The sequence below is a fragment of the Mucilaginibacter rubeus genome (assembly GCF_014643835.1).
GTDB lineage: Bacteria > Bacteroidota > Bacteroidia > Sphingobacteriales > Sphingobacteriaceae > Mucilaginibacter > Mucilaginibacter rubeus.
In genome coordinates, this window is the sequence record NZ_BMKD01000006.1 from 430,356 (window position 1) to 443,803 (window position 13,448).

The following is a 13,448-nucleotide window of genomic DNA, read 5'->3' on the forward strand; positions in this document are numbered from 1 at the left end:
TATGACTATAAAAAATAGTATAAAACTGATGCGCAGGGAGGTTTGTCTTTCTGTGGCGATGATCTGTGCGGGCTTTGCAACTGTGAATGCCCAGAGCGTGAAAGCAACCACGGTAACAACGGTTGATAACAAAGGCGCGAATGCTTTTTATGTAAATAACCGAGCCCCCTTGCAGAGGCAATATTTTACCAAATTGCCTACCGGTAGCATTGAAGCCGGCGGCTGGCTTAAAAAGATGATGGAACTGCAGCGCGACGGTTTAACCGGTAACCTTGGCGAAATCAGTGCGTGGCTTTCAAAAACCAACAATGCGTGGCTTAATAAAGAGGGCAAAGGCGAATATGGTTGGGAAGAGTTGCCTTACTGGCTAAAGGGTTATGCTGATATAGCCTACACGCTGAAAGATAAAAAGATGATTGCCGAAACGAAATTCTGGATAGATGCCGTACTGAACAATCAGCGTGACAACGGTGATTTTGGTCCGGCGGTTGAGCATAACGGTAATCGCGACCTTTGGACTAACATGCCTATGCTTTGGTGCCTGCAATCCTATTACGAATACACCAAAGATTCCCGCGTTATCCCTTTCATGACTAAATACTTTAAGTATGAGTTAGCTACGCCTGATAATAAATTTTTGGAAGATTACTGGGAAAACAGCCGTGGCGGGGATAATATGCTGAGTGTTTACTGGCTATATAACCGCACCGGCGATAAGTTTTTGCTTGACTTAGCTACCAAACTTGACAAAAATACAGCCGACTGGCGCCAGGCTAATAACCTGCCCAACTGGCACAATGTTAACGTAGCGCAGTGTTTCCGTGAGCCGGCAACTTATTACCTGCAAAGTCATGATAAAAAAGATCTGGATGCTACATACAATGATTTTAAACTGATTCGTGACATCTATGGCCAGGTTCCAGGCGGTATGTTCGGTGCTGATGAAAACGCCCGTAAGGGTTATGATGATCCGCGCCAGGCAGTAGAAACCTGTGGTTTGGTAGAGCAAATGACATCCGACCAGATGTTATTGGGCAATACCGGCGACCGTTTCTGGGCAGAGAATTGCGAGGACGTAGCTTTCAATACCTTCCCGGCTGCCTTTATGCCCGATTATCGTGCTTTACGTTATCTAACTGCACCTAACATGGTGGTGAGTGATGGTAAAAACCACCATCCGGGTATTGCCAATGAAGGGCCGTTTTTGATGATGAACCCTTTCGGCAGCCGTTGCTGCCAGCATAACCACGCTGCTGGTTGGGTATATTATGCCGAAAACAGCTGGATGGCTACCCCTGATAACGGCATAGCTGCCCTGCTTTACACCGAAGGTAAGGTGAACGCGAAGGTCGGTAACGGAACTACGGTAAGCATCGCCGAAACAAGTCACTATCCATTCCAGGATCAGATCAACTTTATGGTTAATACGCCAAAAGCAGTCGATTTCCCGCTTTACCTGCGGATCCCGGAATGGTGCAAAGGCGCATCGGTAAAAGTTAATGGCGTCGCTGTAGATGTAAATACCTCAACAGGCGATTATATCCGCTTAGCTAAAAACTGGAAAAATGGCGATAAAGTAACGCTTCAGTTGCCAATGCAGCTTAAGGTGAAAGAATGGGCTAAAAACAAAAATAGCGTAAGTGTTAGCTATGGCCCGCTTACCTATTCTTTGAAAATAGAAGAGCAATATACCAAAGGAGATAACCTGAAAGATGCTCAGGGCGATTCGCACTGGCAACCCGGTGCTGACCCTCAAAAATGGCCTTCGTATAACATCTATGCAGCATCCCCATGGAATTATGGTTTACTGATAGATGAGCAACATCCTGAAAAATCGATAGAGGTTGTTCACCGCGCGTGGCCAAAGGACAATAATCCGTTCACCAATACCACTGCGCCGATAGAGTTGAAAGCAAAAGGTAAACAGCTGCCCGGTTGGAAGATAGATGAAACAGGTTTATGCGGTGTATTGCCACAAAGTCCGGTTAAAACTGAGGAACCTGCTAAAGAACTAACATTGGTACCTATGGGCGGGGCAAGGTTAAGGATCTCGGCTTTCCCGGTTGCTGAATAATGAAAAATGCAGATGGGGGCTTACAGTTACACAACCAAACGCACATCCATCCATGCCGCTGAATTGGAGTTTAACGGTGAAACACTGGTTTGCGACAGGGATAAGCCATTTAGTTTCTGGCTGGCCGACGTCAAATAAAATATCGACAGAAATAAAAAGAATATAATTGGTTATGCGGCAGATATTCATTTGGTTAATGGGTGTGTTTGCCCCGGTGATGGTTCTGGGGCAACACAATGCCGTTAACAATAAAACTATTGCCTGGGATCAAGCCACCTTAAAACAGGTAGGGAGCAAAAACGGCAATTACGCCCGCATGATCCAGTTAAGTAATGGTAACCTGTTTTGTGTTTATGAAAGTGCCGGAGGTATTGAATGCATTACAAGTACTGATTTAGGTAAAAGCTGGAAGCCTCCTGTAATAATTGCCCGGCCAGTGCCGGGCGTAAACATGGCAGTGCCCGAGATACTGGAGTTGAAAGACCATTCATTACTGGCATCATACAACCCACGCCCGCATAAAGTAAACAGTGCTTGGGATACAACCAAACACTTTGCCATCTGTACAAAAAAGAGCTACGATAAAGGCAAAACCTGGACGGATGAACGCCTGATTTATCAGGCGCGTTATAATTTTGATGATGGCTGCTGGGAGCCATCGCAGATTCAATTGCCATCGGGCGAGATCCAGTTGTTCTTTTCAAACGAGGGTGTGTACACCAAATCAAACGAGCAAAATATTTCCATATTCCGGTCGAAGGATAACGGCTTAAGCTGGACAAAACAGCCTCAAATTGTATCTTTCAGGCCGGGCCATAGAGATGGTATGCCGGTGCCAGTCATCCTGAAAAGAAAAAATGAGATTGCTTTTTCGATAGAGGATAATGCCGGTGCAACTTTTAAACCGTCTATCATCCGCAACAGCATCGGCCAAAATTGGAAAAAAACGGTTGGCCCCAATGATGCCGAACGCACATACGCGCTCACACCCAAATTGCAGGATACAGTTTACGCCGGAGCGCCTTATTTAAGGCAACTGCTCAGCGGTGAAACAGTGCTATCCTATCAAAGTACGCAAAACCGAAATCATAATTGGGAACAGGCGTGTATGCAGGTAGCTTTAGGGAATAGCGACGCTGAAAATTTTATGAGTGTACCAGCACCGTTCAATATTCCGGTTGATAAACACGGGCTTTGGAACTCGTTGTGTGTGCTTAATGATGATACCATTATTGCACTTACATCAACCAATGCCTTTGGGAATGGAACGGAGATATGGATGGTGAAGGGAAAAGTGGTAACAGAGAAATAAAGAATAAAAGCAAGGGCTGTGCGATTCCCCTCTTGAGAGGGGCGGAGGGGTGTGTTTATCCATGAGTCAATAAACGGCGCAGAAACAAACCCCTGTCATCACACCATCCTACGCTCCCCTCTCAAGAGGGGAATTAAAAAAGGAAAGAATTAAACTATTAAACTTTTATAAATGCAAACAAAATTAAAAGTATTGGCGCTTGCTTTGGCAATGCCATTGGGGATGAGGGTAATGGCGCAGCAAAAAGCGCCGGCGCAGGTATGGTCGCAGGAGAAGGCAAAAACCTGGTATGCGCAGCAGCAATGGCTGGTGGGTGCCGATTTTATTCCAAGTACAGCCATTAACCAGTTAGAAATGTGGCAGGCCGATACCTTCGATCCAAAAACAATAGATAGAGAATTAGGCTATGCGCAGGGTATTGGTATGAATGTAATGCGGGTATTCCTGCACCATTTAGCTTGGGAGCAGGATCATGAAGGTTTCAAAAAACGCATGGACGAATACCTTGCCATTTCAAGTAAACACGGCGTAAAAACCATGTTTGTGTTTTTTGATGACTGCTGGAATAAAGTACCTAAAACGGGTAAACAACCGGAGCCAAAACCGGGAATCCATAATTCGGGCTGGATGCAGGACCCCGGACAGCCGGCATCTGATAACGCAGCAAATTCGCCGGTGCTTGAGAAATATGTGAAGGACGTATTGAAACGTTTCGCCAATGATAAACGCGTATTGCTTTGGGACCTGTACAACGAACCGGGCAACTCGGATAAAGGGAACAAAACCTTGCCACTGCTAAAAAGCGTGTTCAAATGGGCAAGACAGGTTAATCCAAGTCAACCAATTAGTGCCGGCGTTTGGCGCTGGGACCTGGAAGACCTGAACAAATTCCAGATAGCTAACTCGGATATTATTACTTATCATGACTATACCCCGGAAGCTGAACACCTCAAAACGGTACAGTTCCTGAAAATGAACGGTCGCCCGTTAATTTGTACCGAGTACATGGCACGTCCGCGTAACAGTCTGTTCGGCACGGTATTGCCAATGCTTAAAAAAGAAAACGTAGGTGCCATAAACTGGGGCTTTGTAAGCGGTAAAACCAATACCATTTACGCCTGGGATACCCCAATGCCTGATGGCAAAGAACCTAAATTGTGGTTCCATGATATTTTCCGCAAGGATGGTACTGCCTACATCCCTGAAGAAACAAACCTGATCAAGAAATTGACCGGAAGATAGTCTGTTTGATGTCGGCAAAGCGTTAAGATTCAATAAAAAATGCGTCATTGCGAGGTACGAAGCAATCCCCGATAGGCAGATCCGCCCTGTACAGTTTGGGATTGCTTCGTGCCTCGCAATGACGCTTCTTTGATTACCTGCTGGATAAAATTATCTGTGGCCGCCTTCAATGTATTAAACCAATTATACCTATGAAGAAGTTTTACCGTCCCATCAGGGTCTCTCGCAGAGGACCCTGATGTTTGCGCGCACGAGATAAAAGACTTACGTTTTTAAAACTTCGTAAGTCTTGTTCCGAATTATAAACCAATTACACCTATGAAGAAATTTTTTAGTTACCTGATGCTGGGCCTGTTCGGCACTATAACCGCCTGTCGCAGCCATGCACAGCAAGTTGAGCCAACTAAACAGCCAGCGCCTTATAATGGTCTTATTCATGTTGTGCTTGACAGGGATTTCCCCGATCCTACGGTGATCAGTTATAATGGTAAGTATTACGCTTATGCAACCCAATCGTCGGGCGCAGATGGGAAAATGATCAATATCCAGGTGGCCTGGTCAACTGATCATGAGCACTGGACCTACGCCGGCGATGCTCTGCTGCAAAAACCTTCATGGGCTACTAATACCCAAAACTTTTGGGCGCCGGATGTTTTCTTCGACGCCAAACTCAACAAATTCGTCATGTTCTTTTCTGCCGATCCAAATGAGTTAACCGGCAAATGGATGGGAATAGCTTATGCTGACAACCCGCTTGGCCCTTTTACAGACAGAGGTACACCATTTATGAAAGGCCCGAGTTTTCACTGTATTGATCCAAAAGCTTTTGTTGACCCTAAAACCGGGAAGCATTTTCTTTACTGGGGATCGGACTTTCAGCCATTGCGGGTACAGGAAATGAAAGATGACTGGTCGGACTTTAAAGAAGGTTCACAGCCAACAGTTGTAGTTGAACCGGGCAAGGATAAAAGTTACAGTAATTTGGTTGAAGGATCATGGCTTGATTATGATAACGGAACCTATTACCTGTATTATTCGGGCGATAATTGTTGTGGTGCCGGTGCCAATTATGCGGTAATGATAGCGAAGGCCGATAATCCGGTTGGCCCGTTTTTAAGGTTGGGTGAAAGTGATAAAACCCTCAATAGCGCTATATTGGTTAAAGATGCTGTTTACACGGCTCCTGGTCATAATTCTATTTTTACCGACGAAAAGGGAAACAAGTTTATAGCTTATCACGCTATCGAAATAGTCCGCAAGGAAAAAGGGAGGGTAATGTGTATCAGCCCTATCAAATATCAAAATGGCTGGCCGGTAGTAACTAAATAGTAATAATATGGTTTATCAATTAAAACATCTGGCACTTTACGGATTGCTATTGCTGACTTTTTTAAATGCCGGGGCGCAGGTATCAGGCTATAAAAACTTTAAACCGGCGGCCGGCGTAAGTGTAATGGCAAATACCGCAAACGTAACGGTAACCTGGCCGGCAGGGATTAACAGCAAGGCTAAACTTGTTTTAAATTTAAAAAATGGCCAACCGCTATTTACCAGCGTGCAGTTAAGTAAAGGAGGTATTTACAAACCGGTAATTGAAAATGTTGATCCGCAGTTTATCCTCACAGAAGGCAAGCGCGACCTTATCTCTCAAAACGGCTGGAACATCTTTTTTGATAAAGTACCGTTGAAGCCGCACCATTCCTATAAGGTGGATTTTCATAAAAAGTCAGTCAATGTAAGCGGTAAAGGCACCCGAACTGTAATTACCATACCCGGATTAGAAGCTCCCAATTTTAAAGGCGACCTGGAAATCACCCTGTACAACGGACAGCCCCTGTTTAATGTAGCTGCGGTTGTATCAACACCAATTGACTCAACTGCCATTTTGTATGATGCAGGTTTGATAGCTACAACAAAACCGCTTAAGACTGTAAGTTACAGCGATGTGTATGAACACCTGCAAACAGATCAGATTGAACGGCCTGATACAGCTAAAAACCTCGCTGTAAAATACCGCACCATCATAGGCGCAAATGATAATGCCGCGATAGCCATATTCCCTGCACCGCACCAGTATTTTTATCCTTTGGATGAAGTTTTCAATCTCAAGTTTGTATGGTACGGTAACAATTACCGCAGTTTGCTTCCGGGTTTTGGGCTTGGTATCAGGCAGGAATTACAGGGCGATAAACGTTTCGTGCCCTGGTTTAACGCCCCTCCGGGAACCAAACAACGGCTTAACTTTTTTTGCCTGCTGGGCAATGATGGTGCAGACGCTTTGCTGAATAACGTAAAGCAATTCACCCATGATGACAGTTACAAGCCGCTTCTCGGTTACAAAACCATGGCCAGCCACTTCCATAACGAGTTTATCATGAGTTTGGTGTTGGCAGGTAAGCATGTACCTGATAGCCCATCATTTGTAAAAGTATTAAAGCGTCAAGGCATCAACATAGTTCATTTGGCTGAGTTTCATTACACAGCGCACCCTAAAGGACCGGACGAGCAGCGCCTTAAAGAATTAAAAGCGCTGTTTGATCAGTGTAACCGCTTGTCTGATTCTAATTTTTTACTGCTGCCCGGCGAAGAGCCTAATGAATTTTTTGGCGGGCACTGGCTGGCATTTTTCCCTAAGCCGGTTTACTGGATCATGTCGCGCAAGGCGGGTACGCCTTTTGAAAGTACCGATGCCGAACATGGCAAAGTTTACCACATTGGTGACAAAGCCGATATGCTGAACCTGCTTAAAGCCGAAAATGGTTTGGCCTGGACAGCGCATGCCCGTACAAAGGGATCAACCGGTTTCCCGGATGCTTATAAAAAAGAAGATTTTTACCTGTCCGACAGATTTTTAGGAGCTGCCTGGAAAGCTTTACCTGCTGATCTTTCAGAGCCTCGTTTAGGCAAACGGGTATTTGATCTGATGGATGATATGAATAACTGGGGCCTGAAAAAGAAAGTACTTTCCGAAGCAGACTTGTTCAGCATCGAGCCTGAAAATGAAATGTACGCCCATCTCAACGTAAACTACCTAAAGCTCGCCAAACAGCCGCAATATAAAAATGGCTGGCAACCTGTACTCGATGTACTGGAGCAGGGAAAATTCTTTTCCACTACCGGCGAAGTTTTGATAGAAGATTTTACCGTAAACGGCCATTCTTCAGGCGAAACCATCGCCCTCCCTGTCAATGGTAAATGTACCGTCAATTTTAAAACCAATTGGACATTCCCGCTCAATTTTGCCGAAATCATTTCGGGAGATGGGAAGCGGGTTTATCGTGAGCGGATCGATCTTACATCAACCCAGGCCTTCAGCACAAAAACATTTAGTAAAGTGTTAAACATGAAAGGCCGCAAATGGGTACGGCTTGAAGTATGGGATGCTGCGGTTGATGGCGCTTATACACAAACGGTTTGGTTGAAGTAAAAACAAACCTACGCCGCCGCTCGGCTCCAGTCGAGTGGCAACTATAAAAACGGCCTCTGGCCGGCCTCCGCCGCCGTTGTTGGTGTTGTCACCAACAACTCTGCGTTATGCAATTATTGCGTTACATTAGCAAATAAGCATTTCGTGATTATAAGAGCAATAACGCATGAAAAGTTGTTGGTGACAACACCAACAACGGCATAAGTAAAAACCTAAAACCTACGCCGCCACTCGGCTGGAGCCGAGCGGCGGCGGCGTGACTCGGAGAGAATGATTCAGGTAATATTCAGGCCTGAACCGTTCTTCTTAAATATTTCGGTGTGTATTTTACAGGGATTTTAACCAGTGCCCGCTCTGTGAAAAAGCTTTTCAGGGCTGCCACTTTCCCGGTGCGGATAAGATAGCTGATGAATAAGGCAATTAACATAAATTTTTACTTAACAATAGTTGCAAAACGTTGATAAAAAGCAGTAGGGCTGTCGGCATGCTTCGGCTCGTATTTACCGGCAATAATGGGGATATATATTACCCTGCGGCGGCTTTCCTCACCAACTACGGTTGACTGGGCCACGCGATGCCATAAACGGCCATCATGTATGGTCAGGTCGCCGGCAGTGGGGATAATAGCTACCTCATTTTCGTCGGTATCATGATCAAGGAAATATTTTTTACGGAAAAGCATCTGGTAAAGGTTTTGTTTATGTGTGCCGGGCAGGATGCGTAAACCGCCGTTCTCCGGTTTTAAAGTGCTTAGGTGAATCCCAACATTCAGCATCGGGTTTAACCTTTGGCCATGAAAAATATCGCGCAGGCCATCGGTATGCCATCCCATTTTGGTAAAACTACTTTCGGGGCCGTTTACATAGTGGTTAAAAACCATGCCGTCCTTTTCTTCAGTTCCTAAACGCGAGCCTTCGCCTATGAGGTTAAGCAGTACCTCGAAACGCGGATCTTTGGTGAACTCATTTAACAGGTTATGATGCTGATTAATAAAAGCAAAACGCTGCACAATAGGCGACCCGTCAAGATCTTTGCCGTATTTAATAGGTACGCCATTCACCTTCTCAGTTTTGTTGCTGATCCAGGTATTTTCAACCTGTTTTGATGCATTGATGATGTCGGTAACTGTTTCGGGCTTAATGAAGTTTTTAAAATGAATAAAGCCGTGCTGATTGAAAAAAGCTTGTTGTTCGGGCGTAATTGCTGAGCCTAATGTGAATTTTTGATATGACGCTGCCATGTGGTGGAAAAGATATTAAAGTACCTGGAAAATGAGATTGTAAACGCTGGGTGCCGCCGGGGCAGTTTTTAGGAAAGGAGGTGGTCCTTTTTAAGGGAAATTAACAACAACAGCTGCACATGACCCTTGTTATCAAGGGCATTCGCATAGGGCATGCAAATAATATGTTGTGCTTATTGTTCAATGTATATTAAATCTATCTTTTTAGTAGACTAATGCAAATGTAAACAAATTGTTAATCATACCAAATATTTATAAAAATATTTTTTTAATGCTTGTAAAGTCCGGCGGTTACGCGTTCAATCAGGGTTTTAGGGCTATATGTTGCAGCTGCGGCCGAAAGCTTATTTAAAAATCCGGGGACTATTTCGGCCTTTTTATTGAACATTCCTTTTATGCCGATAGCCGCAACCTCATCTGCTGTCATGTTAAATTTGGCTGCCAGTTCGGCCAGGGCATCCATCCCCGCGCTGTGGGCAAAGCCCGTGTCTGTAGGGCCGGGGCAAAGGCAGCTTACTGATACCGGCGTTTCCTTAAGCTCATATCTTAAAGCCCGGCTAAATGATAAAACAAACGCTTTGGTGGCTGCATATACAGCCAGTGTCGGTACAGCTTGGTAAGCCGCGGTGCTGGATACATTGAGGATAAAAGCCCGCTGCTGCAATTTTAAAAGCGGGATAAAGTGATAAGAGAGCTCGGTAAGGGCATTCATATTAACGTGCATCATACCTGTTTGTGCGCTCAGATCCAGCTCGTCGAAATTTCCCCACGCCCCATGCCCCGCATTATTTATTAATATCGATACGGGTACATTTAAGTTTTTAGCCCAGTCAAAGACCCGAAGGGCCACACCTGCACCCGAAAGATCAATCGCGAGATAATCAGTTTTAACATGAAAGTTGGCTTTTATTTGGGCAGATAAGGCAATGAGGTCACTTTCCGACCGGGAAACCAGCAGCAGGTTATATCCTTTTTGAGCCAGCAATATAACCATTGACCGCCCAATGCCTTTACCTGCTCCCGTAACTAAAGCGTACTGATCCATCATTTTATGAGTATATCTGCAATGCAAGTTTAAATAAAAATAATCTACTAAACTTGTAGACTATTTAAAATGTTATTACGTTTGTATTGATATGAAAACTATACCGCCTCGTTTTCGTTTTCTAAGCTATAACCAGCAAGGTTATTGTTGTTGCCGGTAAATCGTAACCGCTCCCCTATTCGTTATTATATCTGTAACACAACAATTATCACAAGCTTAAAATTGATCATGACCGCTTATCGTACAAAATATTTATTCAGCGCCTTTGTAATCATTGGTTCTATATTATCTGTACTTCCTGCATCGGCCCAGCTCTCGGCTTCGGTAAGGTATAAGCTCAACCTGCGGCCCGATACATCTGCCCATAGTATAATTGATGATAGTTATTCGTCCAAGCTGCTTGCGGGGATATCAAACAAACCAGTTATTGATAAAGCCGACGCCGCTTTTGAGACGGATCTTGAAAGTGAACTGGATACCCATGCCGGCCGTAAAAAGGTGTTGAACTATTTAAAAGAGCTATCGGTCAACAATACCGGCGAAAGTAATTATAACCAGGCGAAAGTTAAATCATATTATAAGCTTGCCAATGTATTTGCCAGGCTGCATTTGTACCCTTTGGCCATGAAATGCTTTTTTAAAGCGATGGTATCTAAAAAGGACGGAAATAATCTTGTACCCGCTGCTCCGGATTCTCTTATTTCTGATACAACCGGCCGGCAGTTACATTTAAACAGCGGCCTGCTGGCCATTAACGCGAGTGACGATTCGGTATTTGTAAACACCCCGGTTCAGCTAAAAGATAAAAAAGAAAAGAAGAGCAAATCGATCACTTATAACCGCATCCTGAATACCTTTAACGATGGTAAAAAAGCGGCTGCTTACGCACTGTTATTTCATGTAAAACAGCCAAAACCGGGTAAACCGACTGTATTTGTACGGGCTAACACCGGTCATACTTTTATCACGCTCATCAAGTACAACACCGATTCAAGCTCGGTTTCTGTTTCCTTCGGATTTTATCCTAAAAAGGACAACATATTTTCAGCCACTCCATGGGAGCCGGAAACCTCGGGAACTTTCAAAAATGATGAGGCGCACAAATGGGATGAAGTAATGGGCAAGTTTATAACCGAACGCCGGTTTAAAAGGATCCTGAAACTAACCCGCTTATATGACGGATTGGAGTATCACCTGTCAAAAAATAACTGTACAGATTTTGCTTTACAAGCAGCTTCATGTGCAGGGTTCGGGGTTACCAACTCAAAAGGCTCATGGCCGCTGGGCCAGGGAAACAATCCCGGAACAACCGGGCAAAGCATAATAGCAGGCGGTATTTATGATAATGACATGGCCGATCTGTTTATTGATTTTGATGAAAACCTGAAATAAAACAGCCTTACATATCACTCCATTCTGACAGATTGGCCAAAATTGGCAGCAATGCTTGCCCTTTGGGGGTTAATGTATAATCCACCCGCGCAGGTACAGCGGGAATGATGGTTTTGCTGATTAGCCCTGAGGCTTCCAGCTCTTTCAGTTGTTTACCCAATGTTTGATCGGTTATACCTTCCATAGCCGCTTTTAGTAGGCTGAAGCGATTATTCCCTTCCGAAATATGAATAACAATAAGCGCTTTCCATCGGCCCGAAATGGCATCAAGTGCGCCGTTTATCCGGCACGACCGGTACAGGAATGCTTTGTTTATGGCGTTTGACGAGTTTTCTTTGATCATAAGTATATAAAAGCTGAAAGCAGAATGCACAAAGCTGAAAGCCAATAGCCTGATTGTTAAAATTAAATAATAGAACCCATATAAGTACTCCCTTTTTTATGAGTTGCTCCCAATTAAAGGAGTAAGGGTTATTTACGTGCCAGGTATTTAGTTTTGGGGGCACAAGCAAATTTAAAGCGCTGCATTTATGAAAGCAATACAATTGAATGGTTTTGGCGATGTATCTAACTTCAGTTTAACTCATCTGGATACCCCCGTAATTAAAAATGACGAAGTGCTGATCCAGATCAAAGCATCAGCCTTTAATCCTATTGATTACCAGATGCGCCTGGGCCTGCGCGAAAGCAGGCTGATGCGCTCGCCAATTTTAGGGCGTGAACTTTCGGGCATAGTGCAGCAGGTTGGGCCTGATGTTATTGGTTTTAAGCCGGGCGATGAGGTGATTGCCCTGGCCGGTAGCCGCGGATCAAACGGAAGCTATGCCGAATTAATGGCGTTAAATTACCAGATGATTGGCCGAAAACCCCGGCATATCAGTTTCGAGGAAGCTGCCGCTATCCCTTCGTCGGGTTTAACGGCCTGGCATAGTTTTACCAGGATGAAGGCCGAAGTTTCTGACAGCATTTTTATTAATGGTGCGGCTGGTGGCGTGGGCAGGTTTTTGATAAAACTGTTAAAAGCGAATGGGGTTTCAAACATCGTAGCTACGGCAGGTAGCGAACAAAGCATAGTCGCGCTGCAAAGTCTTGGCCTTGGTGACGGGCAAATCATTAATTATAATCAGCCGGGTTTAAAAGATCTGCTTATAACAGCTAACCACGGTAAACGGTTTGATTATGCTGTTGACCTTGTTGGAGGCACCATAACCGAAACCGCTGCCGATGTATTAAAAATGAACGGGAACTATGTTGATGTTACTTTTTTAGGTACCTCTGTCGCCCGCGAAATTTTATTTGATAAAGGGGCCAATATCCTTAATATTGCGGCCTACGCATTTGCAATTGAAAATAACCTTTCATGGTACGGAGATACGCTCAATCATTTAGCTCAATTAATTGAAACCCATAAAATAGATGCCCCTACTGTAAATGTAATCGGTAACCTTAGTGTTGAAACTGTGCAGGAGGCCCACCGCCTGATGGAGGCTAATCGTGTTTACGGTAAAAAATTGGTTATGACTGTAGCTGTTGATGAAGAAGTGTGATGGATGCCTGCGTTACGAAGATTGTTTTAATTATTTAAAATTATCAATCATTGCCGTTGACTTTAGTCAAACGGAATAATGATTAAAAAACAAGAGGGCTTTAGCCTCAATACCACTTGAAAAATTGGGCTGAAGCCCCTTAGTTCCTACTTTCTTTTACCGTTGACTA

The 13,448-nt window shown here is 44.4% G+C and carries 12 protein-coding genes; 8 read left to right on the top strand and 4 right to left on the bottom strand.

The window, feature by feature from the left end; genetic code table 11:
* Window position 1: 1 nt before the first annotated feature.
* The 6 genes from IEX80_RS20755 to IEX80_RS20775 all read left to right on the top strand — a co-directional run bounded on the left by IEX80_RS20755 (window position 2) and on the right by IEX80_RS20775 (window position 8,055).
* Entirely contained in the window at window positions 2-2,074 is a 2,073-nt protein-coding gene (locus tag IEX80_RS20755; protein ID WP_229701697.1) for a beta-L-arabinofuranosidase domain-containing protein, read from the top strand.
* 12 nt (window positions 2,075-2,086) lie between these two features.
* The gene (locus tag IEX80_RS27935; protein ID WP_255485184.1) at window positions 2,087-2,212 is read left to right on the top strand and encodes a hypothetical protein; all 126 of its coding nucleotides are present in this window, start codon (window positions 2,087-2,089) and stop codon (window positions 2,210-2,212) included.
* A gap of 34 nt (window positions 2,213-2,246) precedes the next feature.
* Window positions 2,247-3,386 carry a sialidase family protein gene (locus IEX80_RS20760; RefSeq protein WP_176622342.1) on the top strand — a complete coding sequence of 380 codons (1,140 nt, stop codon included), beginning with the start codon at window positions 2,247-2,249 and terminating at the stop codon, window positions 3,384-3,386.
* A 171-nt stretch (window positions 3,387-3,557) separates the two neighbouring features.
* Window positions 3,558-4,628, top strand: coding sequence for a cellulase family glycosylhydrolase (locus tag IEX80_RS20765; protein ID WP_229701698.1), 1,071 nt, complete (start codon window positions 3,558-3,560; stop codon window positions 4,626-4,628).
* A gap of 318 nt (window positions 4,629-4,946) precedes the next feature.
* Window positions 4,947-5,957 (top strand): glycoside hydrolase family 43 protein, encoded by a 1,011-nt coding sequence (locus IEX80_RS20770; protein WP_188834005.1) that lies wholly within the window; start codon window positions 4,947-4,949, stop codon window positions 5,955-5,957.
* A gap of 7 nt (window positions 5,958-5,964) precedes the next feature.
* Entirely contained in the window at window positions 5,965-8,055 is a 2,091-nt protein-coding gene (locus IEX80_RS20775; RefSeq protein WP_188834006.1) for a CehA/McbA family metallohydrolase domain-containing protein, read from the top strand.
* 286 nt (window positions 8,056-8,341) lie between these two features.
* Here the strand turns inward: IEX80_RS20775 and IEX80_RS20780 are convergent, their stop codons facing one another.
* From IEX80_RS20780 to IEX80_RS20790, 3 genes are all read right to left on the bottom strand, one after another.
* Window positions 8,342-8,482: a hypothetical protein gene (locus IEX80_RS20780; protein WP_188834007.1), complete on the bottom strand. Its 141-nt coding sequence runs from the start codon at window positions 8,480-8,482 to the stop codon at window positions 8,342-8,344.
* Window positions 8,483-8,488: 6 nt separating this feature from the next.
* A complete protein-coding gene (locus IEX80_RS20785) occupies window positions 8,489-9,295 on the bottom strand; it encodes a phytanoyl-CoA dioxygenase family protein (RefSeq protein ID WP_188834008.1) in 807 nt (268 codons plus the stop codon).
* Between the two features lie 268 nt (window positions 9,296-9,563).
* Window positions 9,564-10,343 (bottom strand): SDR family NAD(P)-dependent oxidoreductase, encoded by a 780-nt coding sequence (locus IEX80_RS20790; RefSeq protein ID WP_229701699.1) that lies wholly within the window; start codon window positions 10,341-10,343, stop codon window positions 9,564-9,566.
* A gap of 225 nt (window positions 10,344-10,568) precedes the next feature.
* Here IEX80_RS20790 and IEX80_RS20795 point away from each other — a divergent pair, with 225 nt between their 5' ends.
* The gene (locus IEX80_RS20795) at window positions 10,569-11,732 is read left to right on the top strand and encodes a hypothetical protein (RefSeq protein WP_188834009.1); all 1,164 of its coding nucleotides are present in this window, start codon (window positions 10,569-10,571) and stop codon (window positions 11,730-11,732) included.
* Between the two features lie 7 nt (window positions 11,733-11,739).
* On the opposite strand, the gene IEX80_RS20800 is transcribed toward IEX80_RS20795, so the two are convergent.
* Window positions 11,740-12,075 (bottom strand): winged helix-turn-helix transcriptional regulator, encoded by a 336-nt coding sequence (locus IEX80_RS20800; RefSeq protein WP_188834010.1) that lies wholly within the window; start codon window positions 12,073-12,075, stop codon window positions 11,740-11,742.
* A gap of 187 nt (window positions 12,076-12,262) precedes the next feature.
* Here IEX80_RS20800 and IEX80_RS20805 point away from each other — a divergent pair, with 187 nt between their 5' ends.
* Window positions 12,263-13,279 (top strand): quinone oxidoreductase family protein, encoded by a 1,017-nt coding sequence (locus IEX80_RS20805; RefSeq protein ID WP_188834011.1) that lies wholly within the window; start codon window positions 12,263-12,265, stop codon window positions 13,277-13,279.
* Window positions 13,280-13,448: the final 169 nt, after the last annotated feature.